Origin of the sequence: Mesorhizobium sp. BR1-1-13, assembly GCF_020165515.1 — a bacterium.
GTDB lineage: Bacteria > Pseudomonadota > Alphaproteobacteria > Rhizobiales > Rhizobiaceae > Mesorhizobium.
The window spans coordinates 291,937-318,555 of sequence record NZ_JAIUIH010000003.1 but is presented as its reverse complement, the minus strand read 5'-3'; the positions used below and the strand labels follow the sequence as shown (position 1 = coordinate 318,555).

The window sequence follows — 26,619 nt, the reverse complement described above, 5'->3', positions numbered from 1 at the left end:
TGGCCCGAGCAGGTTGCTGGATTTGTAGGACAATCCGCGCGGCTTGTCGCCCTCCGGCCCCGGCACACCGATGAGCGGCCCTGGCGTGCCCCTGCAATAAAACCGTCATTGCCGGCCTATACTCAGTCGGTCAGGGTGTTGCGCGCCGCCGTCAGGACGCGGCCAGTGTGCCCGGTCGTTGCCGGAGGCGGCAGCTTGCAGATGGAGGAGCACCAGATGAATGAATCCATACCCAAGTCCGGCGCCCGTGACTGGCTGGAAGCCGAACTCGCCGACACGCTCGACGAGGACTATGAGCTGGAGATGTCGGAACCGGCGCTGTCGCTGGAGATCGCCAGGATCTACAAGAACGCGCATCCGCCTTCTATCGACCGAATGCAGTATTTTCGCGACCTGATCGGGCTGCAATCCGAGCTGATCAAGCTGCAATCCTGGGTCGCCTACCACAAGAAGAAGCTTGTGGTGATCTTCGAAGGCCGTGATTCGGCTGGCAAGGGCGGCGTCATCAAGCGCATCACCCAGCGGCTCAATCCGCGGATCTGCCGCGTCGTGGCGCTTCCGGCGCCGACCGAGCGCGAGAAGTCGCAATGGTATTTCCAGCGTTATGTGCCGCACCTGCCGGCCGGCGGCGAGATCGTTCTGTTCGACCGCTCCTGGTACAACCGTTCCGGCGTCGAGCGGGTGATGGGTTTCGCTGGGCCCGATCAGGTGGAGGAATTTTTCCGTGACGTGCCGGAGTTCGAGCGCATGCTGGTCCGCTCGGGCATCACGCTGGTCAAATACTGGTTCTCGATCACCGACGAGGAACAACAGATGCGCTTCCTGATGCGCATCCACGATCCGATGAAGCAGTGGAAGCTGTCGCCGATGGACCTGCAGTCGCGCGTGCGCTGGGAACAGTACACCAAAGCCAAGGAAGAGACCTTCGCCCGTACCAACATTCCGGAGGCACCCTGGTTCATCGTCGAGGGCAATGACAAGAAGCGGGCGCGGCTGAACTGCATCGACCACCTCTTGCAGCAGGTTCCCTACGAAGAGGTGCCGCACGAGGAGATCACGTTACCCGAGCGCGTCTTCAATCCCGAATACGAGCGCCAGGTGCTGCCGCGCGAGCTCTACGTGCCCGAGAAGTATTGAACGAGAGTTTGGCCTTCTCCCCGTATAGTGACCGGGAGAAAGGATCTGCACCAAGGGTTTCGCCAATTCCCACTGTCGCACAACTAATTCCTAAGTCCGCTTGATGACGACATGCGTGGCAAGCGGCGTCGCTACTTGTTCGCTGCACGCGTAGCCGAGCTTCGGCATATCAATCCCGGCGAAGAGGTGCTCGCCGGAGCCGAGCAGCACCGGCGAGATCGCCAGATGCATCTCGTCGATGAGCCTCTCCTGAATATATTGCCGGACGGTGGCGACGCCGCCGCCGACCCGCACATCGCTGCCATTGGCCGCTGCTCTTGCCTGCTCGAGCGCCGAATGGATGCCATCCGTGACAAAGTAAAAGGTCGTGCCGCCTTCCATGACGATGGGCTCGCGCGCATGGTGGGTCAGCACGAAGACCGGCACATGATAGGGCGGGTTGTCGCCCCACCAGCCCTTCCAGTTTTCGTCGGCCCATTCGCCGCGGATCGGCCCGAACATGTTGCGGCCCAGGATCCAGGCGCCGACATTTTCAAAGCTGCGCGCCGCGAACGCCTCGTTGGTATCGGTGGTGCCGCCATCGTCTCCGAGCACCATCTTGCGGAAGGTGCGGGTGCCGATCATCCATTTGTGCAGGGCTTCCCCACCGACGCCGAGCGGGTTTTTCAAATCCTGGTCGGGACCGGCGCCGTAACCGTCGAGCGACAAGGTGAATGCGTTGACGCGAAGTTTGGACATGGAAAGCCTCCTCAGGACCGGTTGTATTTTGCAAGCAGTTATTTTTCTAGCAAACCGATGGCGAATTGCAAGCGGTATTTTCAGCGGTCGAGAAGACGCATATCCCTACCTCGCCCGTGCGATGTCCAGAGGATTACCTGATGGTCGGCTCGGATGCCAAAGTAGCGGCTGCCGAGACGGCCGCCATACCGGCTCATTCGCCGGTGAGTTCCATGAAGAGCATATGGTCTGAAGGCGTGGGAGGAAACTATGCTCTCAGCATCTCCGCCACCTCAGGGGCGAAATAGGTCAAAATGCCGTCGCAGCCGGCGCGTTTGAAGGCAAGAAGCGATTCCAGCATAGCCTTTTCGCCGTCGATCCAGCCATTGGCGCCCGCCGCTTTGATCATCGAATATTCGCCCGACACCTGGTAGGCGAAGGTCGGCACCGCAAATTCGTCCTTCAGCCTGCGGATGATATCGAGATAGGGCAGGCCGGGCTTGACCATCAGCATGTCGGCGCCTTCGGCCAGGTCCTGCTCGGCCTCGCGCACCGCTTCGTCTGAATTGGCGTGGTCGATGTAATAGGTCTTCTTGTCGCCCTTGAGCAGGCCGGCCGTGCCGACCGCCTCGCGGTACGGCCCGTAGAAGGCGGAGGCGAATTTCGTTGCATAGGACATGATCGCCACGTCTTGGAAACCGTTTGCGTCGAGCGCGTCGCGGATGGCGCCGATGCGGCCGTCCATCATGTCGGACGGCGCGATGATGTCGGCGCCGGCCGCTGCTTGTATGACGGCGGCCGCGGTCACCTGTTCCACCGTCTCGTCATTGACGATGAGACCGTCACGCAGGATGCCGTCATGGCCATGGCTGGTGAACGGGTCGAGCGCGGCATCGGTGATGACGCCGATCTCAGGCACCGCGTCCTTGATCGCGCGCGTGGCGCGGTTGATGACGTTGTCGGGATCGAGGATATGGGAGCCGGTCTGGTCGCGCAGCGAAATGTCCACATTGGGAAAGGTGGCGAGCGCGGGGATGCCGAGCTTTGCCGCGCGTTCGGCCTCCTTGACGGCAAAGTCGATCGACAGGCGGAAGACGCCCGGCATGGCGGCGATCGGCTCGCGCACTTGTCTGCCGTCGACGACGAAGATCGGCCAGATCAGGTCGTCGACGGAAAGCCTGTTCTCCTGCACCAGGCGCCGCGACCAGTCGGCCTTGCGCATGCGTCGCAAGCGGCGGCTGCCGGTGATGTCGTCGACGCTGCGCGCGCCGGCAGGTTTTGCCGGGGTGAATCTGTTCATCGCCAAAAACTCTCTTTTGGCCGGCTTTTATCACGCACCGTGGTGCTGACCAATGCGACACGTTTGTGCCAGCAATCCGGTCGGGTCCCTATTCGGGTTGCCCATTGCCCGAAAGGATCTGCGCCGCACCGTGCATGCCGACACGGAACGCCTCGTCGAAGCCGACGCCGCGCACTTGCCAGGCATAGGTCCTGCCGGCCTTCGCTAGCCGCCAGTCGGCGATCCAGCCGAACTCCTTGTCGCTCCAGACGATGCTGCCGGAAAGCGCCTGATCGGCGCCGGCCATTTTCGCAGCCGTGTCGAGCTTCGCCATGTCGGCGTCGCGCATGATCCTGTCGTCCAGCCCGGCCTTCGACAGCAGCACTGCCGTTGGGAAGGTTACCTGCATGGCCATCGGCGCGGCGGCATTGCCGAACGACTCGCGCATCAGCACGCCGTGCTCGTCGTCGGCATCGAGCGCGAAATGCCTGGCGCCGCGCTCGGTCGACAAGAACACCGCCAGCCGTGGCCGTTCGGTCAGCCACGGCCTGCTGCCGAGCGAAGCCAGCACCGGATCGATCATCGCCGGGCTGTACTGGCAGTAGAGATTGTGAGGCCGATCATACGTGCCCTGATCGTCATGGTTGGGAATGCCTTCCATGCGATCGCGGTAGCGAAAGCTGGCGACGAAGCTGGCGGCCCTGTCGCGCAACGCCACCATCTCCGGTTTCGCCAGCAGGCGCTGGTCGCCGGAAACCCGGACCAGAACCGCGTCGAGGCAACGTTTGAAGCCGGCCTGGCGGTTTTTCTCATACCGACCGTTGACGATGGTCTGCGACTGGTAAAGCTCGGCGAGGCTTGCCGCCAGGGTCGGTTGCAAAGCCAGGCAAATGACAATCAGCCCGATCGTCATCGGCACGAGGCGCGCAAATCCAGCCATGAGCCACACCCATCGAAAAACTTGCTACAGGTGCGCCGTCGCCATTCGGTTCCCGGCGCTGCGGCCACAACGGCCTCTTTTTAGCACTGGGCTCCGGCACGAGCCAAGACGCGCTGTCAGCATGCCGGCATTGACGCGCCCATGCGCCACGCTTTAGCACTTCAGTCCCGGCGGAGCGGGGGAGGGATTCTTTCACGATGGATTTTGGCGGAGGCGACGAGATCCGCTTCGAACATCTGGGCCGGGCCGGCATCGTCACGTTGACGCGGCCGCGGGCACTCAATGCGGTCACGCACAGGATGGTCAACGCGCTCGCCAAGGCATTGCACGCTTGGGAGCGGGACTGGGGCGTCGATGCCGTCGTCGTTAAGGCCGAGGGTAGGGCGTTTTCAGCCGGCGGCGACATTCTCCACATCTATGAGGCCGGCCGGGCCGGCAAGCCGCCTGTCGAGTTCTTCGCCGACGAGTATCGGCTGAACGCCCAGATCGCACGTTTCAAAAAACCTTATGTGGCGCTGATCGACGGCATCGTCATGGGTGGCGGCGTCGGCATCTCCTTTCATGGATCGCATCGGGTGATGACGGAAAATGCCCAGTTCGCCATGCCGGAGGTGGGAATCGGGTTTTTCCCGGATGTTGGCGCCAGCCATCTGCTGCCCGATCTTGGCGGTTCCTTCGGCATGTACCTGGCGCTGACCGGCAATCGCATCCGCTATGGCGACGCGTTGTGGTCCGGGCTGGCCACGCATACGATCAAGGCGCAGGACCAGGCTGGCTTTCTCGACCAGTTCGCCGCAACCGGCGATCCTGAATCGGTGCTGCGCGGCTTCTTCATCCCGGCGAAGCGCGAGACGGACAGGCAGGTGCTGGAGGCGATCGCCCATCACTTCGCGCAGGACTCGCTTGCCGATATCATCGGCAGCCTGGAGCAGGCGGCAGGCAGCGACGAGTTTGCGGCAAGGACGCTGGCGACGATCCTGACGCGCTCGCCGACCAGCCTTCGTGTCGCTTGGCGCCAGATCACTGCCGGCCTGACGCTGCCGATGGATCAATGCATGAAGATGGAATTCCGCATCCTCAACCGGATGCTTGCGGGCCACGATTTCTACGAAGGGATACGCGCCACCATCATCGAAAAAGGTTCCAAGCCGCAATGGCTGCCGGCAACCCTCGATGCGGTCGACGACGCGGATGTCGATGCCTATTTTGCCTCGCTCGGTGAACGGGAACTCGCGCTATGAGCGAGGTGACGTCCAGACGCGTCGTGCTTCAGCCTTCAGGGGTGGAGGTTATCTTCGCCTGGTTCCAGCGGATCATATCAGGTTACTGCTTGCTGTTCGGTATCCTGTACTGGGTCAGGCTTATCGGCTTCTATCCCGGCTCGCTCTGGCGCTTCGACCTGATGCCGGTCCACTGGCAGGTGACGGCGGTGATGCTCGCCGTATTTTTCCCCTTTGCCGCCGCCGGCCTATGGATGTTGGCCTCCTGGGGGCCGGTGATCTGGTTCATCTGCGCCGTGACGGAGATCGTCATGTATGCCGGCTTTCCCGAACTCTTCGGCCACCGTCCGCTCATCGTCGTCTCGCATGCGGGGGTGGCGCTGCTCTATGCCGTTTTCCGCCTCGTCATCTATCTGCAGAAGCGGTCGCCCCGGACCTGAAGCAGGCACGCGCCGCCGGCGGTCCGCTGATCGGATTTCGCCCTGAAATCATTGGCTAAATCTTTAGGTTAATTATCCTTGCCCAAGTGACCGTTTGTTAAGCGTCTTGCGAAACCTATTACCGGTAAGCTCTTGTTAGCCTTGGCGTTTAAGTCGAATTTTATGAGTATTCGATAGTGTCGCGATCAAGGTGAAAAACAAAAAATCACCAGGGCGACAAACGAGAGGCAAAGACAATGATCAATTCGCGTCCGGCGGCAAAGACCGCCAACGTTTCCGACGATCGCCGCGAGGCAATCCGTTCCCTGTACATGGAATCGCTCCAACTGGTCGAGCGCCTGCACCGCCGTCTGCTCGACGTGATCAAGGACGAGTTCGACCGCAACGGCCGTTCCGACATCAACGCCATCCAGGCGTTGCTGCTCTTCAACATCGGCAATTCGGAGCTGACCGCCGGCGAGCTGCGCTCGCGGGGCTACTATCTCGGCTCGAACGTCTCCTACAATCTCAAGAAGCTTGTCGATCTCGGCTTCATCAACCACCAGCGGTCGCGCATCGACCGTCGTTCCGTCCGCGTCTCGCTGACGCCGAAAGGCAATGAGGTGGCGGACGTGGTCGCCGGTCTCTATGAGCGCCATGTCGGTTCGATCGAGCAGGTCGGCGGCATCAACACCGACGAATTCAAGCAGATGAACCGCGCCCTCCAGCGTCTCGACCGCTTCTGGAACGACACCATCGCTTACCGGATGTAAGCCACGTCTCCAATCAGAAGCCGCGCCACAGAAGCGTGGCAGCAACAGCGACCTCCAGTCAGGGCCGGTGCCGAAAAGCATCGGTCTTTTCTTTTCGTTGCGTTGGCCGAAGCAAATTGCGGGCCAAGGCCACGTTGCCGCCATATTCCAATGGAACCGAAGATGGCAGTGATGCTGTGGTAAAGACCATGGGTTCACCCGTAGCCGTGTAGCCTTGCGCGTTTTCACACCGAGGTGATGCGGACCATGGTTGGCTAATTGTTAAGATTGCCAATTTTAGAGTACGGGCGAGATCGCCCGATGATCAACGCAGCAAGTGTTCGAACTGCTACATATGTCTGGAACGTCCATGAGAACCAGCCGCCGTTTCTTCCTTTCCGGAGCCTCCGCGCTCGCAGCCGCCGTTGTTGCCGGCCGCGCCAGCGCGCAGGACGTGATCGGGGACATCCTGAAGTCCTCGGCGCGCGGCAACTGGGACGATCAGTTCGACGCCCGCGCCAGCGCAGGCGGCAAGGTGGCCTCGACGCTGCCCATCTTCAGCCCGCAGACCGTCGCCTTCACCGAGCAGGCTGTGGCGCAGTACCAGAACATCGTCGGGCAGGGCGGCTGGGTCGAGGTTCCCGCGACCAAGAAACTGCAGCTCGGCGTCGACGATCCCGATGTCGTGCCGCTTCGCAAGCGCCTGATGGTCGCCGGCGACCTGTCGCAGAGCGCCGGCATCTCGACGGCCTTCGATTCCTATGTCGACTCGGCGGTCAAGCGCTTCCAATTGCGCCACGGCCTGCCGGCCGACGGAGCGCTGGGCAAATATACCTACGCGGCGATGAACGTTTCGGCGCAGATCCGGCTCGGCCAGTTGCAAACCAATCTCCAGCGATTGAAGGAGAAGGCGGGCACGCTTGGCAGCCGTTATGTGCTGGTCGATATTCCGGCAGCGCAGGTGGAGGCGGTCGAGAACGACCGCGTCGTGCTTCGCCATACCGCGATCGTGGGCAAGATCGATCGCCAGACACCGATCGTCAATTCCAAGATCAATGAGATCATCGTCAATCCATATTGGAACGCGCCGGTGTCGATCGTGCGCAAGGACATCATCCCATTGATGCGCAAGGACCCCGATTATCTCAAGAACAGCCATATTCGCCTGTTTGCGCCAGATGGCAGCGAAGTCGATCCGATGAATGTGGACTGGTCGACCGACGACGCGGCCAAGTACCGTTTCCGCCAGGATCCCGGTTCGGACAACGCCATGGCGTCGGTGAAGATCAATTTCCCGAGCCCGGACGGTGTCTATATGCATGATACACCGCAGCAGAGCCTGTTCGGCAAGATGATGCGCTTCGATTCCTCGGGTTGCGTGCGTGTGCAAAACGTGCGCGACCTCGTCACCTGGATCCTGCGCGACACGCCCGGCTGGGACCGCCAGCATTTTGAGGCTGCGATCAAGACCGGCGAAAACACGCCGATCCAGGTCACCAACCCGGTGCCGGTGCATTTCCTCTATCTCTCGGCTTGGTCGACGGGCCCCGGCGTCGTCCAGTTCCGCGACGACATATATGGCCTCGACGGAAACAACGAGCTGCAGATCACCTCGTCGCTCTAAGAGACTGATTATTCAGGGAAAAGGCCGCTCTTGGGCCGGCCTTTTCCTGTCGCCGCCGCCAGGCCGTTCACACCGAGAGCATCGCCAATGAGGCAGGCGAGGGCGGGGCCGTCGAGGCACGGCTCGCCGTTGCCGACAGCATCGTCGCCGGGTACCGGCGCCGCATCGCCGCTTCCGACGACGCCGACGAAGCGCGCGAGGCGAGCCGTCTGGAGCTTGAACTCAGGGCGGCCGGCATAGAAGCCGAGCGCGCCGCGCTACGCGCCATGTTTCTCAGCCGCGAGATCAATGACCATACGATGCGGGCGCTGTTTTCCGAGATCACCTTGACCGAGGCTCTTCTGAAGCAGCGGCGCGACAGGAAATAACGGTCCGCCGCTCTGCTTGCCGCAATCCGGCCAGCAAATTTCGCGCCGCAAACGTGGCGAGGCGAAAACAACTGTGTTAATGCGCGGCGAACCCAATCCTGTCATCCAAAAATGTGCAGCGGTTTGGGATAACGGCATGCACAAGACAAAACCGACCCTCCGGACCTAAGGAATTCAGGCCATGGCAACAGCAGCGGCAGCGTCGAACAAATTCGAATCCTTCTTCGAAACCACGCTGGAAGATGCCGATCCGGAAATTTTCGGCGCCATCCGCAACGAGCTCGGTCGCCAGCGCCACGAAATCGAGCTGATCGCGTCTGAAAACATCGTCTCGCGCGCCGTGCTCGAAGCGCAGGGTTCGATCATGACCAACAAATACGCCGAGGGCTATCCGGGCAAGCGCTACTATGGCGGCTGCCAGTTCGTGGATGTCGCCGAGGAGCTGGCGATCGAGCGCGCGAAAAAACTGTTCGGCTGCAACTTCGCCAATGTGCAGCCCAACTCCGGCAGCCAGATGAACCAGGCGGTGTTCCTGGCGCTCTTGCAGCCGGGCGACACCTTCATGGGCCTCGATCTCAATTCCGGCGGGCATTTGACGCACGGCTCGCCAGTCAATATGAGCGGCAAATGGTTCAAGGTCGTGTCCTACGGCGTGCGCAAGGACGACCATCTGCTCGACATGGACGCCATCGAGAAGACGGCGCATGAGACGAAGCCGAAGCTGATCCTGGCCGGCGGCACCGCCTATTCGCGCATCTGGGACTGGAAGCGCTTTCGCGAGATCGCGGATGCGGTCGGCGCCTACCTCATGGTCGATATGGCCCACATCGCGGGCCTCGTGGCAGGCGGCGTGCATCCCTCGCCGCTGCCGCATGCCCATGTCGTGACGACCACCACGCACAAGTCGCTGCGCGGCCCGCGCGGCGGCATGATCCTGTGCAATGACGAGGAGATCGCCAAGAAGATGAACTCGGCGGTGTTCCCCGGCCTGCAGGGCGGACCGCTGATGCATGTCATCGCCGCCAAGGCGGTTGCCTTCGGCGAGGCGCTGAAGCCGAGCTTCAAGCTCTATGCCGAGAGCGTCGCCGCCAACGCCAAGGCGCTGGCGTCCAGCCTTCAGGAGACCGGCCTCGACATCGTGTCGGGCGGCACCGACAACCACCTGATGCTGGTCGACCTGCGCCCCAAGAATGCCACCGGCAAGCGCGCCGAGGCAACGCTTGGCCGCGCCAACATCACTTGCAACAAGAACGGCATCCCCTTTGACCCGGAAAAGCCCTTCGTAACCTCAGGCGTGCGGCTTGGCACGCCCGCCGGCACCACGCGCGGTTTCGGCCAGGCCGAGTTCCGCGAAATAGGCAAGCTGATCGCCGAGGTGCTGGATGGCCTCAAGGCCGCCAATTCCGATGACGGCAATGCCGCGGTCGAGGCCGCGGTCAAGGCCAAGGTCGTGGCACTGACCGATCGATTCCCGCTCTACCCTTATCTCGGTTGACCTCGCGCCACGCGTCATCTTTTATCGCCAGCGGTGCGCCGACCCCAATCGGTCGACGCGCCGAACTGGAGACCAGACGATGCGTAATTTCCGCCCCGCCACTCTTGGCGTCCATACCTTGCTGGGCGTTTTCCTGACATTACCCGGAGCTGCCCTTGCGCAGACCCAACCCGCCCCAGAAATGCCCGCCACCGCTACCTTCGGCAGATGGACAACCATCGTCGATACGCTCGACACCGGCCAGGATGCGCGCAAGACCTGCGCCGCTTCGACCGCCTTTTTCGATGCCAGCGGCAATTCGGGCACGCTGACGCTGTCGATCTCGAACGGCGACGCCATGCCGCCGGACGCCTACCCGGCCATCATGATTATTGTCGACAACGGGAACCTTCCCACCGGCAAGAAGATCGCCGCCACTTTTGGTGATCCTGGCGTCAAGGTTTCCGCCACCGTCTATTCGAACGATGCCGTCAACGGCCGTCCCAGCTGGACGGTCGACAACCAGCCCAAGACCAGTCTCGCGCTCTTGCGAGCCATGCGCAAAGTCACCTCGCTCGATGTCGCTTTCGGCAAAGAGGCTTTCGCCAGCATTCCAATGGACGGCTTCACCAAGGCCTACCGCAACCTCGGCACATCATGCGGCTTTCCGACCAAGGACGTTGCACCCTAGCCAAGCGCGCGGAAGCGGGTGCTGGCAATCTGCCTCGCGGCTCGCTATCTCTGGAGCGAAAGGGTCTGCGTGCCTTGCCATCGTGGCAAAAGGCTCTAAGCCTTTTCGCCTCACCAGATTCGCGAACCCAAGGCTCTCAATGCGCTGTCCCTATTGCCAGTCCGAAGATACGCAGGTGAAGGATTCGCGCCCCGCCGAGGATGGCGCGGCGATCCGCAGGCGTCGCGTCTGCCCCGATTGCGGCGGCCGTTTCACCACCTTCGAGCGCGTGCAGTTGCGCGACCTCGTCGTGGTCAAGAAGTCGGGGCGAAAAGTGCCTTTCGACCGCGACAAGCTCTTGCGCTCCGTCGAGATCGCGGTGCGCAAGCGCAATGTCGATCCCGAGCGCATCGATCGTGCCGTGACCGGCATCGTGCGCCAGCTGGAAAGCTCCGGCGAGACCGAAGTGGCCTCGGGTGAGGTTGGGCGGCTGGTCATGGAAGCGCTGAAGTCGCTCGACGACGTCGCCTATGTCCGCTTTGCCTCGGTCTACCGCAATTTCCGCGAGGCCAAGGATTTCCATGAGCTGCTGGGGGAATTGAAGGGCGACGAGGACAAGAGCGAAGAGGACGCCGGCTGAGCATGGCGGAACGCAGCGAGGCCGAACAGGCAGCCCTTGACCGCCGTTTCATGGCGGCTGCACTCCGACTGTCGCGCAAGAATGCGGGCCGGACCTCAACCAATCCTTCCGTTGGCACACTCATTGTGCGCGACGATGGCTTGGGCCCGATGATCGTCGGCACCGGCGTCACCGCCGTCGGCGGCCGCCCGCATGCCGAGACCGAGGCGCTCGCCGAAGCGGGCGAACTGGCGCGCGGCGCCACCGCCTATGTCACGTTGGAGCCTTGCGCGCATCACGGACGCACGCCGCCTTGCGCCAACGCTCTGGTTAATGCCGGCATCGCGCGCGTCGTTGGCGCCGCCAGCGACCCCGATCCGCGCGTGTCGGGCCAAGGCTACGCGATCCTGCGCACCGCGGGCGTCGAGGTTGTGGAGAATGTCCTGGCGGCGGAGGCCGCCGAGCAGATGGCCGGCTATCTCATTCGATCGCTTAGGAAACGGCCGGAAGTGACTCTCAAGCTAGCGCTTTCCAGCGACGGCAAGATCGGCATGGAAGGGGCCGGGCAGGTGTCGATCACAGGCGACATTGCGCGCCGCGAAGTCTATCTGATGCGCGCCGAGGCTGATGCTATCCTGGTCGGCATTGGCACAGCGCTGGAGGACGACCCGGCGCTGACGGTGCGCTTGCCGGGACTGGAGAACCGGTCGCCGGCGCGCATTGTGCTCGACAGGCAGATCAGGCTGCCTGAGACTTCGAAACTGGTGTCCGGTGTTGACAGGGTGCCGCTCTACGTCGCGGCTTGTCTGGAAGCGGATCCTCTGCGGCGGGCAACGCTCGAACGCGCCGGCGTGCGTTTCATCGGCACCGAGACGCATGAAGGCGGCGTGGCGCTGCCGGAACTGCTCGAGGATCTTGCCGCGCTCGGTATGGCCAGCGTGCTGGTCGAAGGCGGAGCCAAGGTGGCCAGCGCCTTCCTGTCGGAAGGCCTGGTCGACCGCATCGTGCTGTTCCGGGGGCCGGAGGCGATCGGCAAGGGGGGCATTGTATCGCCCATCGATGCCAACCATGTCCCGGCGGGATTTCGCAAACTGCGCGAGATGCGGTTCGGCGAGGACAGCTACGCCGAGTGGATAAGAGACTTTTAGGATCAACACCGATGTTTACCGGCATTGTTACAGACGTAGGCACCGTCGCGGCGGTCAAGCCGCTGCGGGAAGGCGTGGGGTTGCGCATCGACACCGCCTATGATCCCGAAACCATCGCCATCGGCGCCTCGATCTCCTGCGGCGGCGTTTGCCTTACCGTGACGGCCTTGCCCGACAGCGGCTCGAACGCGCGCTGGTTCGAAGTCGAGGTCTGGGAGGAGGCGCTCCGGCTGACGACGGCAATGGGCTGGAAATCGGGCACGCGGATCAATCTTGAGCGGGCGTTGAAGATCGGCGACGAGCTTGGCGGCCACATCGTGTCGGGCCATGTCGACGGTACCGCCGAGATCGTCGAGCGCAAGGATGAGGGCGACGCCGTTCGCTTCACGCTGGAAGCGCCGCGCGAGCTGGCGAAGTTCATCGCGCCGAAAGGCTCCGTCGCGCTCGACGGTACCTCGCTCACCGTCAACAAGGTGGATGGCACCCGCTTCGACGTGCTTCTGATCCACCATTCGCTGACCGTCACCACCTGGGGTGAGCGCCAGGTCGGCGACCGCGTCAATCTCGAGATCGACACCATGGCCCGCTATGCGGCCCGCCTGGCGGAAGCGGCGAAGGAGGGGCTTTGAGCATCGCCGAGCTGTTCATGAGGAACTAGCGGTGATGGAACACAGGAGTTCCAAAGTGCAAGCGCGGATGAGGTGGCCGATATAGATGCTGGCCGAGTAGTGGCCCACGCCATTGTTGCCTGGGCTCAAAGCCTCGCTACAGATTGTCCGATCTCGGTACCCCGGCCCAATGAGGCAATCTTGTGCTTGCGATCAATCCGGCTTCGGCCTAAGTCACCGGCGATCCCGGAGACATTTATGGCTGGCACATCCCAACACGGCAAAGCGTTCATTCGCCCGAAGAAGAAGGCCCACCTTCTCGTTATCGAGGCACGCTTCCACGACGATCTTGCCGACGCGCTGCTCGAAGGCGCGACACGCGCGCTTGACGAAGCGGATGCGACCTACGACGTCGTCACCGTTCCAGGTTCGCTCGAAATTCCCGCCGTCATTACCTTCGCGCTGGACGGCGCGGCGGAAGGCGGCACGAACTATGACGGCTTCGTCGCGCTTGGCACCGTCGTCCGCGGCGACACCTATCACTTCGATATCGTCGCCAATGAATCCAGCCGCGCGCTGATGGACCTGTCCGTGCAGGACTCGGTCTGCATCGGCAACGGCATCCTGACCACGGAAAACGACGCACAGGCCTGGACGCGGGCCAAACGTTCGGAAGGCGACAAGGGTGGCTTTGCCGCGCGCGCGGCGCTGACCATGATCGCGCTCAAGGAACGACTGGGAGCGCGATCGTGAGCGACCCCGCTTCGCCCGGACAGCCCACGGTGCGCCACGCCAACAAGCGCGGCGCGGCGCGGCTTGCCGCCGTGCAGGCCCTCTATCAGATGGATGTCGCCGGCAGCGGCGTCTTCGAGATCACGGCCGAATACGAAGCGTTTCGTCTTGGCAAGGAAGTCGATGGTGCGCTTTACCGCGAGGCGGATGCCCAATGGTTCCGCGCCATCCTCACCGGTGTCGTCGAGGACCAGAAAACCATCGATCCGGTTATCCGCCAGGCGCTGACCGATGACTGGCCGCTGTCGCGCCTCGATTCGACGCTGCGCGCAATCCTGCGCGCCGGTGTCTACGAACTGATGAAGCGCGAAGACGTGCCGGTGGCGGTGATCGTTTCCGAATATGTCGATATCGCCAAGGCTTTCTACGAGGAAGACGAGCCGAAGCTGGTCAACGCCGTGCTCGACCGCGTCTCCCGTCGGGTGCGTGGCGAGGGACGCGGCAAGGACGCTTCATGACGGCGGCCGCCATTGAGGCGGCCAGGGAGGCGCGGCGCACCGCGTTGATCCTCGCCGCCTCGCAGGCGATCATCGGTTCGGCAGCGCCCATCGCCATCTCCATGGGCGCGCTGGCCGGTCAATATCTGCTCGGTCCCGACAAGTCGCTGGCGACGGCGCCGATCACCGGCTTCAATCTCGGCGTGGCGCTCGGCGCGCTGCCGGCGGCGGCCATCATCCGCGCGATGGGCCAGCGCGGCGGCTTTATGACCGGTACGATCGTCACCGCGCTTGGCGGTCTGGTCGCGACGCTGGCACTCTTCCATGGCAATTTTTGGCTGTTCGCCTTCGGCCTGACGGTGATCGGTGTCGGTGGCGCCTTCGTCCAGCAGTTCCGCTTTGCCGCCGCCGACAATGCGCCGCCGCAGTTCAAGGCGCGCGCGATCTCCTTCGTACTTGCGGGCGGCATCATCACCGCCATTCTCGGACCGCAGATCGTCATCTTCACCCGCGAGTTGTTCGCACCGGTGATGTTTGCCGGTTCGTTCGCATCCATACTGGTGCTGGCCGCCGTCGGCGCAGCGATCCTGTCATTGCTGCGCCTGCCGGCGAGGGCCACCGCCGGCGGAACGGAAATTGCCGGCAGCGATGCCCGGCCCTTGGCCGAGATCGTTACGCAGCCGCGTTTCGTCGCGGCACTCTTTTGCGCCGTCGGCAGCTATGCCCTGATGAGCTTCGTCATGACCGGTGCGCCGCTCGCCATGGTCGGCTGCGGCCTGTCGGAGGACGATGCGACGCTCGGCATTTCCTGGCATGTCATGGCAATGTTCGGGCCGAGCTTCTTCACCGGATCGCTGATCCATCGCTTCGGTGCTGAACGCATTGTCGCGGCCGGCCTCCTCCTGCTGATCGGCTGTGCGGTCGTCGCGCTGTCCGGCTTGACGCTATGGCAATTCTGGACGGCGCTGATCCTGCTCGGCCTCGGCTGGAATTTCGGCTTCATCGGCGCCACGGCCATGGTCGCGGCAGGCTACCGGCCTTCCGAAAAGGGCAAGGTGCAGGGGTTCCACGACTTCGTCCTGTTCGGCTCCGTGGCCTGCGCCTCGCTGATGTCGGGCATGGTCTACAATGCCTGGGGCTGGACCATGCTGAACTGGATGATCTTTCCCGTCACCGTGCTATGCTTCGTCGCGCTCGGCGCGCTGAGGATGGCGAGCTTGCGTCTGGCTTGACGCCCAATTTGAATTTATGCGTCCGGCGGCAGAACCTGAAGCACTCGCGCTATGAACATGTGAAACTCAGCCATGTAGTTGCGCAGGAAGTCCTTAGTGGATTCGACCGTCACCTCGCCGTCGTCCGTGATCAGCCCCGGCGTGAACTGTATGTAGGCTTCAGGCGCGTTCATCTGGGGTGAATTGCAGAAACTCAGAACGCTTCGAAGGCTTTGTTGGGCGACGGCGGTCGCGATGGCGCCCGGCGATGTTCCGATGACGGCTGACGGTTTGCGCGCGAACGAATTCTTGCCCTAGGGCCGACTGGCCCAGTCGATTGCGTTCTTCAATCCACCAGGGATCGAGCGGTTGTACTCCGGGGTGACGAACAATACGGCCTGGACGGAGGCGATCGCCTTTTTGAAAGCCTGGGCGACCGGTGGGAAATCGGCGTCATAGTCGTAGCTGTAGAGTGGCAGATCCTTGAAGGCGATTTCGGTCATATCGAGTTCGGGAGGGGCAAGTTGAACGAGCGCCTTCGCGAGCTTGCGGTTGATGGATTCCCGGGCAAGACTGCCGATGAGGTAACCGACTTTGTGTATGGCCATGACACGCTCTCCGTGTTTGCCACCCGCACCCTCACCGCATTATCCGCCAAATGTCAGCAGATCGCCAGCGTCGCGTCGCAATTGGCCTTCCGAACAAAAATATTGCGTCTGTACCACTTGTTATGAAACCGTGTGCCCCGACGAGACGTTGGAGCCGTGCTCATATGCGGCACCGAATTCCGGTTCACAGCAAGGGATTTTCACAATGTTTTCAATCAAGATTCTGGCTGGCGCGGCGCTCGCGCTCGGTATTGCGATAGCATCGGCGAATGCTCAGGTGGTCGTCTCCTCGAAGATCGACACCGAGGGCGGCGTGCTCGGCAACATCATCCAGCTCGTCCTCAACGCCAACAACGTCAAGACCACTGACCGCATCCAGCTTGGCGGCACGCCGGTGGTGCGCAAGGCGATCACCGCCGGCGAGATCGACATCTATCCCGAATACACCGGCAATGCCGCCTTCTTCTTCGAGAAGACCGACGACCCGGTCTGGAAGGACGCCGCCAAGGCCTATGAGACGGCCAAGAAGCTCGACTATGACGCCAACAAGATCGTCTGGCTGTCGCCGTCGCCGGCCAACAACACCTGGGCGATCGCACTACGCAAGGAGGTGGCCGAGGCCAACAAGCTCGCCACCCTGTCCGACTTCGGCAAATATGTCGCCGGCGGGGGCAAGGTGGTGCTCGCGGCCTCGGCCGAGTTCGTCAATTCAGCCGCGGCCTTGCCCGCCTTCCAGACCACCTACGGCTTCGCGTTGAAACCTGACCAGTTGATCACGCTCTCCGGCGGCGACACGGCCGCGACCATCGCGGCGGCAGCCAACCAGACCAATGGCGCCAACGCCGCCATGGTCTACGGTACCGACGGCGGCATCGCGCCCTCCGGGCTGGTCGTGCTCGACGACGACAAGGGCGTGCAGCCGGTCTACCAGCCGGCGCCGATCATCCGCGAGGCGGTGCTGAAGGAGCATCCCGAGATCGATACGTTGTTGAAGCCGGTCTTCGCCAAGCTCGACCTCGTCACGCTGCAGGAGCTCAACGGCCGCGTCCAGGTCGGCGGAGAGCCGGTCAAGGGTGTGGCGGAAGACTTTTTGAAGAAGAACGGGTTCTTGAAGTAAACAGCCTCAGATCGTGGCACCAGTGCGAGGCGCCCCCCTCTGTCCTGCCGGACATCTCCCCCTCAAGGGGGGAGATTGGCAGTTCCTGCGCCCCGCTTCTTTCTTCGGCGTCAGAGATTGGCGAATGCCCCTGCGACATTCGATTCCCCCCCTCGAGGGGGAGATGGCTGGCAGGCCAGAGGGGGGCGCCTCGCACAGAGCTCACAATTCTGCAACTGCGTTGCGTTCTGGTGACGTCGCTCTGCGCAGATGCGCCCTATGACCCTCCGCTTCGACAAGCTCGGCGTGGTCATCGCCGCGATCGCTGCCTATGCGGTTTTCGCCGCTCCTTTCGCCACGTTCCGCGCCAATCGCATCGTGCCCGGCCAGGCGCGATCGATCGTTGAGGCACTTCCGGCAATGGCCGGCCCGCTGCTTTTGGCCATCGTTGTCGCAGCCGCGCTTGTCGCGCTGCTGAAAACGCCGCTCGTGCTGCGCCTGGCCGCCAGCGTCGTGACATTGGCGGCTCTCGCGCTGTTGATCGGCGTCACCGGGACATTCCTGACCCCGGCAGGCAATACCTTCGCGCGCGTTTCGCCGGCCTCCGGATTCTGGCTGCTGATTTTCGCCTTTACCCTCCTGCTGGCCGACGTGCTGACGAGAATGAACCTGTCTCCCTGGTCACGTGTCGGCGTGCTTGTCGTTGCCGCGCTCGCCATCGGGCTGCTGCTGATATCGGGATCCTGGGACAGTCTTTCGATCCTCAAGGAATATTTCAACCGTGCCGACAGTTTCTGGGCCGAGGGCGCCAAACATGTCACGCTGGCGCTCGGTTCGCTGGCGGCGGCAGTGATAGTGGGCCTGCCGCTCGGCATCCTGTGCCATCGCGTCGAGCGCCTGCGCGCCGGCGTGCTCAACGTGCTCAACATCGTCCAGACCATTCCCTCGATCGCGCTGTTCGGCCTGCTGATCGCGCCGCTCGGCTGGGTGGCGGCGCATGTGCCGGGAGCGGCCGCGCTCGGTATCCGCGGCATCGGAACGGCACCTGCGTTCGTGGCGCTGTTCCTCTATTCGCTGCTGCCGGTCGTCGCCAACACCGTGGTCGGTCTTGCCGGTGTGCCGCGTGCCGCCAATGACGCGGCGCGCGGCATGGGCATGACCGATCGCCAACGTCTGTTCGGCGTCGAGTTTCCGCTGGCCTTCCCGGTGATTCTCACCGGCATCCGCATCGTGCTTGTGCAGAACATCGGCCTCGCCACCATCGCCGCCCTGATCGGCGGCGGCGGTTTCGGCGTGTTCGTGTTCCAGGGCGTCGGCCAGACGGCGATGGACCTGGTGCTGCTTGGCGCCATGCCGACGGTCGCGCTCGCCTTCGCTGCCGCCATCATTCTCGACGCGGTGATCGAAATGACCTCAACCAAGCGCAGGGCGGACCCCGCATGATCGAGATCGAAGGCATTACCAAGCGTTACGATGCGACCACGGTGGTCGACGATGTCTCGATGATCATCGAGCCCCGCACGCTTTGCGTCATCGTCGGCACCTCGGGCTCCGGCAAGACGACGCTGCTTCGCATGATCAACCGGCTGGTCGAGCCGACTTCCGGCGTCATCAAGCTCGACGGCGCCGACAACCGCTCGGTGCCGGGCTACGAGCTGCGGCGCAGCATCGGTTACGCCATCCAGGGCCACGGCCTGTTCCCGCACCGGACGGTGGCGCAGAACATCGCCACCGTGCCGGTGCTGCTTGGCTGGGACAAGGATCGCATCAAGGCCCGTGTCGATGAACTGATGACGCTCTACCAGCTCGACCCGAAGGCCTACGGGCCGCGCTATCCGCACGAGCTCTCCGGCGGCCAGCAACAGCGCGTCGGCGTCGCCCGCGCGCTCGCGGCCGAACCCAATGTGCTGTTGATGGACGAGCCGTTCGGCGCGCTTGACCCGATCATCCGCACCAAGGCGCAGGAAGATCTGCTTGCGATCCAGAGGCGCTTCGGCACCACCATCATCCTCGTCACCCACGACATGGAAGAGGCCGTGCATATGGGCGACAAGATCGCCGTCATGGATGCCGGCAAGCTGGTACAATATGCCAGGCCGGCGGAGATACTGGCGAGGCCGGCCAGCGGCTTCGTCGAGACCCTGGTCGGCGCCAGCGAAAAACCGTTCCGGCTGCTGTCGCTCGGCCGCGTGCGCGACGCAGTCGAAAAGGGCGCGGCGGAAGGTGAGGCGATCCCCGGCGACGCCAGCCAGCGCGACGCGCTGGCCGAACTTCTCTGGTCCGGCCGTCCGGCGCTGCCGGTCAGGGATGCCGACGGCAAGCCGCTCGGCCGCGTTACCGTCGACGGCTTGGTGAAGCGTGCGGCGAGGCCGGCATGAAAGCCTGGCTGCCGTTGCTGCTCAGGCTTGCGCTGGTGGTGCTGCTGGTCGCTTTCGTCACCAGTCCAGGCTGGTTCGAGCCGCTGCTCAAGCCGCTGACCGAGAACGGCGCGCCGGTGATCTACAATCAGGGCAGCCTGCTGACGCTGATGCTGCTGCACCTGCGCACCGTGCTGATCGCCACGCTCGCCGCCACCATCGTGGCGGTCGCGCTCGCCATCCTGGTCACCAGGCCTGCCGGCGCCGAATTCCTGCCGCTGTCACGCAGCCTGGTCAATATCGGCCAGACTTTCCCGCCGGTGGCGGTGCTGGCGCTTGCCGTGCCGGCGGTCGGGTTCGGCGAGAAGCCGACGCTGATCGCATTGTTCCTCTATGGTCTGCTGCCGATCTTCGAGAACGCGCTGACCGGCCTGACGACATTGCCCGGCAATGTCATGGAAGCGGCGCGCGGTGCCGGCATGACCGGTTGGCAAAGGCTGCTGAAGGTCGAATTGCCGCTCAGCGCGCCGGTCATTCTCGGCGGCATAAGGCTGTCGGTGGTTATCAGCCTCGCCACCGCCACCATTGGCTCGACGGTTGCAGCGAAGACGTTGGGCGAGGTGATCATTGCCGGGCTCTTGTCCAACAATCTCGCTTTCATCTTGCAGGGCGGCCTGATCGTCGCCGCCTTGGCCGTGCTGATCTATGACGGATTGTCGGCGGTCGAACGCTATGCCGCGCGGCGCATGGGGCGCCAGGCCGAGTAGGCTTCTGTCCAGGAGCTCCGATCTTTCAACGTCCACTTGAACGGGCAGGGTGGTCGAGCGTCAGTTCGAGTTCGATGCCTTGGTCTTTGCAGATCCAGCGGCGGCAGATGACGGCAAAGTCGTGTTGTGTGCCGGCTTTCACGAGCGAGACAAGATCACCCACGGCGCAATCGCTGCCGAGCTCGAGCGCCTCGATGGGTTCGGCGATGACTTGCTTGCCGGCATAATGTCTTGCGCTGGCAGTGAGCATAATCGACACCCGCCTGCCAGTTGCGTGATCTTCGGGACTCGGCGATTGATTGGGCCGATGCCCCGATCCTTCAGCAGGAGTTCTTGCCATGACCTTGCGCTTCTCCAAGATCGTCATGTGTCTCTGTCTGGCGGCTTTCGCCTTTCTTGTCGCTTTCGGCAACGTCACCGATTACGGCTCAAACTTCGCCTTTGTCCAGCATGTGCTGAGCATGGACACGACCTTTCCCGGCAACGCGTTGATGTATCGCTCGATCACCAACCCCTCGCTGTGGACGGCGGGCTACTGGCTCATCATCGCCGGCGAGGCGCTGACGTCTCTGCTCTACCTGATCGCTGCCTGGAACCTGTGGCAGGCGCGCAATGCCAGCGGACAGGTTTTCAACGATGCCAAGAAATTCGCCGTTATCGCCGCGACGATGGGATTCCTGATCTGGTATCTTGGATTCATGGTGGTGGGCGGCGAGTGGTTCGCCATGTGGCAGTCGAGCATCTGGAACGGGCAGCAGAAGGCATTCATGTTCTACATGACCATGCTGGCGGTGCTGATCTTCGTCATCCAGCCAGACGGCGATCTGCGCCAGGCCTGACTGCTGATTGGCGATTTCAATCGATATAAAGCAGCAGCGGCATGGCGACACCTGCCGCCGTTTGGCTCTTTTGGGCGAAAGCCGGGCAAAAACCGAACAATATCTTGACGTTCGCGGCCCTGTTTCGCATACACCGCTGCGAAGAGGGGGATTCCGTGCACGGGATTCCGTCTTTGTCTCAACGGCCCAGGGAGGGGTTCTTTTGGGCCAGCAATCGAGGAAAACCCGGCAATGACCATAATTTCCGCCGTCATCGCCTGCGGCCTGCTTTCTGTCCTTTACGCCATCTGGGCGACACGTTCGGTCCTCGCTTCGGACCAGGGCAACGCACGCATGCAGGAAATCTCCGCAGCCATCCGTGAGGGCGCGCAAGCCTATCTGGCGCGCCAGTACACCACCATCGCCATCGTCGGCGTGGTCGTGCTGCTGCTCGCCTGGTGGCTGCTGTCCATGACCGCCGCGATCGGCTTCCTGATCGGGGCCGTGCTTTCGGGCGCGGCCGGCTTCATCGGCATGCATGTTTCGGTGCGGGCCAATGTTCGCACGGCACAGGCCGCTTCCAACAGCCTTGCCGCCGGCCTCGACATCGCCTTCAAGTCGGGCGCCATCACGGGCATGCTGGTTGCCGGGCTTGCCCTGCTTGGCGTGTCGATCTACTACCTGATCCTCACCCATTTCATGGGGCTTCAGCCCAATGACCGCGTCGTCATCGATTCGCTGGTCGCACTCGGCTTCGGCGCCTCGCTGATCTCGATCTTCGCCCGTCTCGGCGGCGGCATCTTCACCAAGGGTGCCGATGTCGGCGGCGATCTGGTCGGCAAGGTCGAAGCTGGTATTCCCGAGGATGACCCGCGCAACCCCGCCACCATCGCCGACAATGTCGGCGACAATGTCGGCGACTGCGCCGGTATGGCCGCCGACCTGTTCGAGACCTATGCGGTCACAGTCGTCGCCACCATGGTTCTGGGCGCCATCTTCTTTGGCGGCACCGCGGTTCTGAGTGCGGCGATGCTCTATCCGCTCGCCATCTGCGGCGCCTGCATCCTGACCTCGATCGTCGGCACTTTCTTCGTCAAGCTCGGCTCCAACGGTTCGATCATGGGCGCGCTCTACAAGGGCCTGATCGTCACCGGCCTGTTGTCCATCGTGGGCTTGGGCGTCGCCACCTCGGCCACGCTTGGCTGGGGCGAGGTCGGCACTGTCGCCGGCATGGTCATCACCGGCAAGAACCTGTTCATCTGCGGCCTGATCGGCCTCGTGGTGACCGGTCTCATCGTCGTGATCACCGAGTACTACACCGGCACCAACAAGCGTCCGGTCAACTCGATCGCCCAGGCGTCGGTGACCGGGCACGGCACCAACGTCATCCAGGGCCTTGCGGTCTCTCTGGAATCGACGGCACTGCCGGCCATCGTCATCGTCGGCGGCATCATCTCGACTTACCAGCTCGCCGGCCTTTACGGCACGGCGATCGCCGTCACCACCATGCTCGGCCTTGCCGGCATGATCGTCGCGCTCGATGCGTTCGGCCCGGTCACCGACAATGCCGGCGGCATCGCCGAAATGGCCGGCCTGCCCAAGGAAGTGCGCCACTCCACCGACGCGCTCGACGCGGTCGGCAACACCACCAAGGCGGTGACCAAGGGCTATGCCATCGGTTCGGCAGGCCTCGGCGCGCTGGTGCTGTTCGCGGCTTATTCGAACGACCTGAAATTCTTTGCCGCCAATGGCGACAAATACCCCTACTTCCAGGGCATGGGCGAGGTCTCCTTCGATCTTTCCAACCCCTATGTCGTCGCCGGCCTGATCTTCGGCGGCTTGATCCCGTATCTGTTCGGTGGCATCGCCATGACGGCCGTCGGCCGCGCGGCGGGCGCCATCGTCGAGGAGGTGCGCAAGCAGTTCCGTGACGACCCGGGCATCATGGCCGGCACGTCCAAGCCGAACTATGCGCGCGCGGTCGATCTTCTGACCAAGGCGGCTATCCGGGAAATGATCGTCCCGTCGCTGCTGCCGGTGCTGGCGCCGCTCGTCGTCTATTTCGGCGTGCTGCTGATCTCGGGCTCGAAAGCATCGGCCTTTGCGGCTCTCGGCGCCTCGCTGCTCGGCGTCATTGTCAACGGCTTGTTCGTCGCCATCTCGATGACTTCGGGCGGCGGCGCCTGGGACAACGCCAAGAAGTCGTTCGAGGACGGTTTCACCGACAAGGACGGCGTAAAGCACCTGAAGGGTTCCGAGGCGCACAAGGCCTCGGTGACTGGCGATACGGTCGGCGATCCCTACAAGGACACGGCCGGCCCGGCGGTCAACCCGGCGATCAAGATCACCAACATCGTGGCGCTCCTGCTGCTGGCGGTGCTGGCGCACGGCTGAGCGGCAAAGCTCGGCATTGAAAGCCCGCGGAGAGCAATCCCCGCGGGCTTTAATTTGACGGCGGTCTCGGAAGGCGGAAAGCGAATTTCAACGGCTGCGTCCGCGTCCTGCCGTTGCTGGCTGCCCATCACCGGCGAGCCGGCCTCTCCGTCCCTTGATAACAAAAACCCGTGGGATCGCTCCCACGGGTTTTTGGTCGCCTGAGATGGTGCTGCCTTCCCCGAGGGGAGGCGGTCTGAGATCAGGGAGTGCCGCCGCCGGGAATGCCAGGCGCCAGCTTGCTGGCGCCGTTGATGATCTGGCTGAGGAAGTTCTGGTCTTTGCCGCCAGTCGGCGTGGTGCGCGATATGAAATCGAAGATCTTGCCGTCCTTCAGGCCGTAATTGGCGATCTGGGTGACCCGCCCATCGGCCCCGAAATAGACCGCCAGCACATGCTGATCGACCAGCCGCGGCTTGTCGAAGGCGACGTAGCGCTTGCGAGTCTGCGAGATGTAATAAAAGGCCTCATTGTCGAAGGTCGCCGTCGTCGAGGGCGTTCCGAGCGCGAGAAGCACCTGCTCGCGGCTTGAGCCGACCGGCACCGAATCGATCGCCTGCTGATCGATGACATATCCCTGCGTCAACGTTTCGCTGGGGTTCAGATCGCCGATCATCTTGGAACTGTTGCAGGCCGAAAGCGCCGCAATGATGGCCAGCAGCGAGATCGCGCCAGCGGGCCTGAAAGAGAAGGTCGACTTGAAATTCAGCGCGCGCAACAACAATTCTCCATTATATCGCCGCAACTTGCGCTGGGCCGCAAAACCGGTAAACCAGCTTGCTTGCCGATGCAACAAGGCCAATTCAACAAACGGTCCCCGGAGACCATCCCCATGTTCCAGCGCCTTTTTGGTCGTGAACGCCACGCCAACCGCGCCATCACCGACGCGCTTTACGCACAAATCGTGGCGGCCGCGCGGCAGACCGTATTTTATTCCCACTGGAATGTGCCGGACACGCCGCTTGGCCGTTTCGAGATGCTGTCGCTGCACATGTTCCTGGTCCAGCACCGGCTGCGTGGCGAAGACGGCGTGGCGCAGGAGATCGCTCAGGTGCTGATCGACGAGTTTTTCCTCGACGTCGACCATTCGCTGCGGGAACTCGGCATTGGCGATGTCGGAGTGCCCAAGCGTATGAAAAAGCTGGCGAAGATGTTTTATGGCCGCACCGCCGCCTATGACGACGCATTGGAGCGCAATGACCATGATGGGCTCACCGCCGCCCTTGCCCGCAATGTCCGGCCCGACGCCGCGGCCTGGGCGGAAGCGTCACGACTGTCCGACTATGTCGCCGATGCCCGCAACCGGCTGGCCACGCAGCCATGCCGGGCGATCGTCTCCGGCACAGTGACCTTTCCGCTCGCCCAGGAGGCAGATCGATGAAGCACGCCGATCCGCAAAGCCCGGTGTCGTTTTTTGCCAACGTCGCCCGCCTGCCGCAGAAGGGCCTGCCGGTGGTCATCGAGGCCGACGCCACGCAGCGCGCGACACTCGCCGAGGAGCACAGCTTGCTCTCGGTCGAAGCCTACCGCGCCGAGTTCCTGGTGACGCCGTGGAAACGCAATGGCGTGAAGGTCAGCGGCCGGGTCGAGGCCGACATCACCCAGGCCTGTATCGTCACGCTCGATCCGGTCGGAGCGCATATCGACGAATCATTCGAGGCTCTGTTCCTGCCCGAGGATTCCAAGCTTGGACGACAGGGTTTCGAAGGCGGCGGCGAGATCCTGCTCGATGCGGATGGACCTGACAGTCCCGAAACATTTTCAGGCGACACGATCGATGTCGGGGCACTCGCCGAGCAGTTCTTCGGATTGGCCATCGATCCTTATCCGCGCAAGCCGGGTGCGTCGCTTGATGCCGGCGGCGAGGCCGAACCGGTGGAGAATGAATTTCAGCAGAAACTGCGGTCGCTGCTGGGAAAATCCTGAAAACCTCACCCGCGACGGAAAAGTCGGTTGTGCGAATGTCCAAAACCGCTATTTTCGCCGAACCTTCGCGATCACTAAAACGATCCGCCGCCTAAGCAAAACCGTGAGATGAATACCGCGTGATCAGGATTTCCATCGATGCCATGGGCGGCGATCACGGACCAGCCGTGGTCATTCCGGCGCTCATGACGGTCGCGACCCGCCGTCCCGACGTTCGCTTCGTCATCTACGGGCGGGAGGAGGCCGTACGGCCCGAACTGGCCAAATTTCCCAAGCTGGCCGGTGTGAGTGAATTCTTCCACTGCGAGGTGGCCGTCAGGATGGACGACAAGCCGAGCCAGGCGCTGCGCCATGGCCGCTGGAAGTCATCGATGTGGAAGGCTGTCGAGGCGGTCAAGTCGGGCACGGCGGACGCGTGCGTCTCGGCCGGCAACACCGGCGCGCTGATGGCGATGTCGAAATTCTGCTTGCGCACCATGGCTACCATCGACCGCCCGGCGATCGCGGCACTTTGGCCGACGCTGCGCGGCGAAAGCGTGGTCCTCGACGTCGGCGCCACCATTGGCGCGGATGCGCACCAGCTCATCGATTTTGCCATCCTTGGAACCGGCATGGCCCGATCGGTCTTCGGCGTCTCGCGACCCAGTGTCGGCCTGCTCAATGTCGGGGTCGAGGAGATCAAGGGCCAGGAAGAGGTCAAGGAGGCTGGGCGCATGCTGCGCGAAGCCAATATGGCCTCGATGAACTATCACGGTTTCGTCGAGGGCGACGACATCGGCAAGGGCGTGGTCGACGTCGTCGTCACCGAAGGCTTCGCCGGCAACATCGCCCTGAAGACGGCGGAAGGCACGGTGCGCCAGATTGGCGGTTACCTGCGAGCGGCGATGAGCCGTACACTGATGGCCAGGATCGGGTATATCTTCGCCAAGGGCGCGTTCGATCGCCTGCGCGAAAAGATGGATGTCGGCCGCTCCAATGGCGGCGTTTTCCTCGGCCTGAACGGCATTGTGGTCAAAAGCCACGGCGGCGCCGATTCGGATGGTTTGGCCGCCGCCATCGAACTCGGCTACGACATGGTGCGCAACAATCTGCTCGACCGCATCGAGGCCGACCTGGACTTGTTCCATGCGCGCAATCCGCATGCCCAGACATCTAGGAAATCCGACGTCGTCAGCGACGCAAAGGAATAGGAAAGAACT

Annotated in this window: 27 protein-coding genes and 1 pseudogene; 22 read left to right on the top strand and 6 right to left on the bottom strand. The window is 62.9% G+C overall.

Annotated elements, in window-relative coordinates; genetic code table 11:
* Positions 1-216: 216 nt before the first annotated feature.
* Positions 217-1,137, top strand: a complete 921-nt coding sequence (gene ppk2, locus LB533_RS09210) for a polyphosphate kinase 2 (RefSeq protein WP_140637792.1) — start codon at positions 217-219, stop codon at positions 1,135-1,137.
* A 90-nt stretch (positions 1,138-1,227) separates the two neighbouring features.
* On the opposite strand, the gene LB533_RS09205 is transcribed toward ppk2, so the two are convergent.
* The 3 genes from LB533_RS09205 to LB533_RS09195 form a co-directional block, all read right to left on the bottom strand.
* The gene (locus LB533_RS09205) at positions 1,228-1,875 is read right to left on the bottom strand and encodes a dihydrofolate reductase family protein (RefSeq protein ID WP_140637793.1); all 648 of its coding nucleotides are present in this window, start codon (positions 1,873-1,875) and stop codon (positions 1,228-1,230) included.
* Positions 1,876-2,122: 247 nt separating this feature from the next.
* The gene (hemB, locus tag LB533_RS09200) at positions 2,123-3,154 is read right to left on the bottom strand and encodes a porphobilinogen synthase (RefSeq protein ID WP_140637794.1); all 1,032 of its coding nucleotides are present in this window, start codon (positions 3,152-3,154) and stop codon (positions 2,123-2,125) included.
* A gap of 88 nt (positions 3,155-3,242) precedes the next feature.
* Complete coding sequence (locus LB533_RS09195) at positions 3,243-4,073, bottom strand: DUF2066 domain-containing protein (RefSeq protein ID WP_140637795.1); 831 nt, start codon at positions 4,071-4,073, stop codon at positions 3,243-3,245.
* Between the two features lie 197 nt (positions 4,074-4,270).
* Here LB533_RS09195 and LB533_RS09190 point away from each other — a divergent pair, with 197 nt between their 5' ends.
* The 12 genes from LB533_RS09190 (at position 4,271) to LB533_RS09135 (ending at position 15,436) form a co-directional block, all read left to right on the top strand.
* The gene (locus LB533_RS09190; RefSeq protein WP_140637796.1) at positions 4,271-5,314 is read left to right on the top strand and encodes an enoyl-CoA hydratase/isomerase family protein; all 1,044 of its coding nucleotides are present in this window, start codon (positions 4,271-4,273) and stop codon (positions 5,312-5,314) included.
* A complete protein-coding gene (locus LB533_RS09185; protein WP_140637797.1) occupies positions 5,311-5,733 on the top strand; it encodes a DUF6163 family protein in 423 nt (140 codons plus the stop codon). Before LB533_RS09190 ends, LB533_RS09185 begins: the two co-directional genes overlap by 4 nt.
* A gap of 236 nt (positions 5,734-5,969) precedes the next feature.
* Positions 5,970-6,485, top strand: a complete 516-nt coding sequence (ldtR, locus tag LB533_RS09180; protein ID WP_013896002.1) for a transcriptional regulator LdtR — start codon at positions 5,970-5,972, stop codon at positions 6,483-6,485.
* Between the two features lie 349 nt (positions 6,486-6,834).
* A complete protein-coding gene (locus LB533_RS09175) occupies positions 6,835-8,088 on the top strand; it encodes a murein L,D-transpeptidase (RefSeq protein WP_140557007.1) in 1,254 nt (417 codons plus the stop codon).
* 549 nt (positions 8,089-8,637) lie between these two features.
* The gene (glyA, locus tag LB533_RS09170) at positions 8,638-9,951 is read left to right on the top strand and encodes a serine hydroxymethyltransferase (RefSeq protein WP_140637798.1); all 1,314 of its coding nucleotides are present in this window, start codon (positions 8,638-8,640) and stop codon (positions 9,949-9,951) included.
* A gap of 79 nt (positions 9,952-10,030) precedes the next feature.
* Positions 10,031-10,621: a hypothetical protein gene (locus LB533_RS09165; RefSeq protein WP_140637799.1), complete on the top strand. Its 591-nt coding sequence runs from the start codon at positions 10,031-10,033 to the stop codon at positions 10,619-10,621.
* Between the two features lie 139 nt (positions 10,622-10,760).
* A complete protein-coding gene (gene nrdR / locus LB533_RS09160; protein WP_010915593.1) occupies positions 10,761-11,240 on the top strand; it encodes a transcriptional regulator NrdR in 480 nt (159 codons plus the stop codon).
* A 2-nt stretch (positions 11,241-11,242) separates the two neighbouring features.
* A complete protein-coding gene (gene ribD / locus LB533_RS09155) occupies positions 11,243-12,367 on the top strand; it encodes a bifunctional diaminohydroxyphosphoribosylaminopyrimidine deaminase/5-amino-6-(5-phosphoribosylamino)uracil reductase RibD (RefSeq protein WP_140637800.1) in 1,125 nt (374 codons plus the stop codon).
* An 11-nt stretch (positions 12,368-12,378) separates the two neighbouring features.
* A complete protein-coding gene (locus LB533_RS09150) occupies positions 12,379-12,996 on the top strand; it encodes a riboflavin synthase (RefSeq protein WP_140637801.1) in 618 nt (205 codons plus the stop codon).
* Positions 12,997-13,233: 237 nt separating this feature from the next.
* Positions 13,234-13,728 carry a 6,7-dimethyl-8-ribityllumazine synthase gene (ribH, locus tag LB533_RS09145; RefSeq protein WP_140637802.1) on the top strand — a complete coding sequence of 165 codons (495 nt, stop codon included), beginning with the start codon at positions 13,234-13,236 and terminating at the stop codon, positions 13,726-13,728.
* Positions 13,725-14,225 carry a transcription antitermination factor NusB gene (gene nusB / locus LB533_RS09140; RefSeq protein WP_140494035.1) on the top strand — a complete coding sequence of 167 codons (501 nt, stop codon included), beginning with the start codon at positions 13,725-13,727 and terminating at the stop codon, positions 14,223-14,225. Before ribH ends, nusB begins: the two co-directional genes overlap by 4 nt.
* On the top strand, positions 14,222-15,436 hold the full coding sequence (locus tag LB533_RS09135) for an MFS transporter (RefSeq protein ID WP_140637803.1): 1,215 nt from the start codon (positions 14,222-14,224) through the stop codon (positions 15,434-15,436). The genes nusB and LB533_RS09135 overlap by 4 nt, the downstream gene beginning before the upstream one ends.
* Before the next feature lie 14 nt (positions 15,437-15,450).
* Here LB533_RS09135 and LB533_RS09130 read toward each other — a convergent pair.
* A pseudogene (locus LB533_RS09130) lies at positions 15,451-16,023 on the bottom strand (NADPH-dependent FMN reductase).
* Positions 16,024-16,228: 205 nt separating this feature from the next.
* Between LB533_RS09130 and LB533_RS09125 the strand changes: the two are divergent.
* The 4 genes from LB533_RS09125 to LB533_RS09110 all read left to right on the top strand — a co-directional run bounded on the left by LB533_RS09125 (position 16,229) and on the right by LB533_RS09110 (position 20,243).
* A complete protein-coding gene (locus LB533_RS09125) occupies positions 16,229-17,140 on the top strand; it encodes an ABC transporter substrate-binding protein (protein WP_224677055.1) in 912 nt (303 codons plus the stop codon).
* A gap of 258 nt (positions 17,141-17,398) precedes the next feature.
* Positions 17,399-18,562 carry an ABC transporter permease gene (locus tag LB533_RS09120; protein WP_224677054.1) on the top strand — a complete coding sequence of 388 codons (1,164 nt, stop codon included), beginning with the start codon at positions 17,399-17,401 and terminating at the stop codon, positions 18,560-18,562.
* Positions 18,559-19,497: an ABC transporter ATP-binding protein gene (locus LB533_RS09115; protein ID WP_224677053.1), complete on the top strand. Its 939-nt coding sequence runs from the start codon at positions 18,559-18,561 to the stop codon at positions 19,495-19,497. The genes LB533_RS09120 and LB533_RS09115 overlap by 4 nt, the downstream gene beginning before the upstream one ends.
* Positions 19,494-20,243, top strand: coding sequence for an ABC transporter permease (locus LB533_RS09110; RefSeq protein WP_140494023.1), 750 nt, complete (start codon positions 19,494-19,496; stop codon positions 20,241-20,243). The genes LB533_RS09115 and LB533_RS09110 overlap by 4 nt, the downstream gene beginning before the upstream one ends.
* 25 nt (positions 20,244-20,268) lie before the next feature.
* On the opposite strand, the gene LB533_RS09105 is transcribed toward LB533_RS09110, so the two are convergent.
* Positions 20,269-20,493, bottom strand: coding sequence for a hypothetical protein (locus LB533_RS09105; protein ID WP_224677052.1), 225 nt, complete (start codon positions 20,491-20,493; stop codon positions 20,269-20,271).
* Positions 20,494-20,581: 88 nt separating this feature from the next.
* Here LB533_RS09105 and LB533_RS09100 point away from each other — a divergent pair, with 88 nt between their 5' ends.
* Together LB533_RS09100 and LB533_RS09095 are read left to right on the top strand one after the other, a co-directional pair.
* Complete coding sequence (locus LB533_RS09100; protein ID WP_224677051.1) at positions 20,582-21,082, top strand: DUF2165 family protein; 501 nt, start codon at positions 20,582-20,584, stop codon at positions 21,080-21,082.
* 231 nt (positions 21,083-21,313) lie between these two features.
* Positions 21,314-23,455 (top strand): sodium-translocating pyrophosphatase, encoded by a 2,142-nt coding sequence (locus LB533_RS09095; protein WP_224677050.1) that lies wholly within the window; start codon positions 21,314-21,316, stop codon positions 23,453-23,455.
* 241 nt (positions 23,456-23,696) lie between these two features.
* Here LB533_RS09095 and LB533_RS09090 read toward each other — a convergent pair whose 3' ends face one another.
* Positions 23,697-24,212 (bottom strand): outer membrane protein assembly factor BamE, encoded by a 516-nt coding sequence (locus tag LB533_RS09090; RefSeq protein WP_140637810.1) that lies wholly within the window; start codon positions 24,210-24,212, stop codon positions 23,697-23,699.
* Positions 24,213-24,326: 114 nt separating this feature from the next.
* Here LB533_RS09090 and LB533_RS09085 point away from each other — a divergent pair, with 114 nt between their 5' ends.
* From LB533_RS09085 to plsX, 3 genes are all read left to right on the top strand, one after another.
* Positions 24,327-24,875: a ubiquinol-cytochrome C chaperone family protein gene (locus LB533_RS09085; RefSeq protein ID WP_140494013.1), complete on the top strand. Its 549-nt coding sequence runs from the start codon at positions 24,327-24,329 to the stop codon at positions 24,873-24,875.
* Complete coding sequence (locus LB533_RS09080) at positions 24,872-25,420, top strand: YceD family protein (protein WP_224677049.1); 549 nt, start codon at positions 24,872-24,874, stop codon at positions 25,418-25,420. Before LB533_RS09085 ends, LB533_RS09080 begins: the two co-directional genes overlap by 4 nt.
* Before the next feature lie 119 nt (positions 25,421-25,539).
* Complete coding sequence (gene plsX / locus LB533_RS09075; protein WP_224677048.1) at positions 25,540-26,610, top strand: phosphate acyltransferase PlsX; 1,071 nt, start codon at positions 25,540-25,542, stop codon at positions 26,608-26,610.
* Positions 26,611-26,619 lie beyond the last annotated feature (9 nt).

What these genes read in the sequence shown, in the direction of transcription:
- ribD (WP_140637800.1), top strand. Translation starts at nt 11,243, where the DNA reads ATGGCGGAACGCAGCGAGGCCGAACAGGCAGCCCTTGACCGCCGTTTC.
- LB533_RS09115 (WP_224677053.1), top strand. Translation starts at nt 18,559, where the DNA reads ATGATCGAGATCGAAGGCATTACCAAGCGTTACGATGCGACCACGGTG.
- LB533_RS09190 (WP_140637796.1), top strand. Translation starts at nt 4,271, where the DNA reads ATGGATTTTGGCGGAGGCGACGAGATCCGCTTCGAACATCTGGGCCGG.
- ppk2 (WP_140637792.1), top strand. Translation starts at nt 217, where the DNA reads ATGAATGAATCCATACCCAAGTCCGGCGCCCGTGACTGGCTGGAAGCC.
- LB533_RS09125 (WP_224677055.1), top strand. Translation starts at nt 16,229, where the DNA reads ATGTTTTCAATCAAGATTCTGGCTGGCGCGGCGCTCGCGCTCGGTATT.
- hemB (WP_140637794.1), bottom strand. Translation starts at nt 3,154, where the DNA reads ATGAACAGATTCACCCCGGCAAAACCTGCCGGCGCGCGCAGCGTCGAC.
- LB533_RS09080 (WP_224677049.1), top strand. Translation starts at nt 24,872, where the DNA reads ATGAAGCACGCCGATCCGCAAAGCCCGGTGTCGTTTTTTGCCAACGTC.
- LB533_RS09205 (WP_140637793.1), bottom strand. Translation starts at nt 1,875, where the DNA reads ATGTCCAAACTTCGCGTCAACGCATTCACCTTGTCGCTCGACGGTTAC.
- LB533_RS09175 (WP_140557007.1), top strand. Translation starts at nt 6,835, where the DNA reads ATGAGAACCAGCCGCCGTTTCTTCCTTTCCGGAGCCTCCGCGCTCGCA.
- ribH (WP_140637802.1), top strand. Translation starts at nt 13,234, where the DNA reads ATGGCTGGCACATCCCAACACGGCAAAGCGTTCATTCGCCCGAAGAAG.
- LB533_RS09135 (WP_140637803.1), top strand. Translation starts at nt 14,222, where the DNA reads ATGACGGCGGCCGCCATTGAGGCGGCCAGGGAGGCGCGGCGCACCGCG.
- LB533_RS09165 (WP_140637799.1), top strand. Translation starts at nt 10,031, where the DNA reads ATGCGTAATTTCCGCCCCGCCACTCTTGGCGTCCATACCTTGCTGGGC.
- LB533_RS09185 (WP_140637797.1), top strand. Translation starts at nt 5,311, where the DNA reads ATGAGCGAGGTGACGTCCAGACGCGTCGTGCTTCAGCCTTCAGGGGTG.
- LB533_RS09105 (WP_224677052.1), bottom strand. Translation starts at nt 20,493, where the DNA reads ATGCTCACTGCCAGCGCAAGACATTATGCCGGCAAGCAAGTCATCGCC.
- LB533_RS09195 (WP_140637795.1), bottom strand. Translation starts at nt 4,073, where the DNA reads ATGGCTGGATTTGCGCGCCTCGTGCCGATGACGATCGGGCTGATTGTC.
- LB533_RS09110 (WP_140494023.1), top strand. Translation starts at nt 19,494, where the DNA reads ATGAAAGCCTGGCTGCCGTTGCTGCTCAGGCTTGCGCTGGTGGTGCTG.
- LB533_RS09100 (WP_224677051.1), top strand. Translation starts at nt 20,582, where the DNA reads ATGACCTTGCGCTTCTCCAAGATCGTCATGTGTCTCTGTCTGGCGGCT.
- LB533_RS09120 (WP_224677054.1), top strand. Translation starts at nt 17,399, where the DNA reads ATGACCCTCCGCTTCGACAAGCTCGGCGTGGTCATCGCCGCGATCGCT.
- LB533_RS09150 (WP_140637801.1), top strand. Translation starts at nt 12,379, where the DNA reads ATGTTTACCGGCATTGTTACAGACGTAGGCACCGTCGCGGCGGTCAAG.
- ldtR (WP_013896002.1), top strand. Translation starts at nt 5,970, where the DNA reads ATGATCAATTCGCGTCCGGCGGCAAAGACCGCCAACGTTTCCGACGAT.
- nrdR (WP_010915593.1), top strand. Translation starts at nt 10,761, where the DNA reads ATGCGCTGTCCCTATTGCCAGTCCGAAGATACGCAGGTGAAGGATTCG.
- LB533_RS09095 (WP_224677050.1), top strand. Translation starts at nt 21,314, where the DNA reads ATGACCATAATTTCCGCCGTCATCGCCTGCGGCCTGCTTTCTGTCCTT.
- glyA (WP_140637798.1), top strand. Translation starts at nt 8,638, where the DNA reads ATGGCAACAGCAGCGGCAGCGTCGAACAAATTCGAATCCTTCTTCGAA.
- LB533_RS09085 (WP_140494013.1), top strand. Translation starts at nt 24,327, where the DNA reads ATGTTCCAGCGCCTTTTTGGTCGTGAACGCCACGCCAACCGCGCCATC.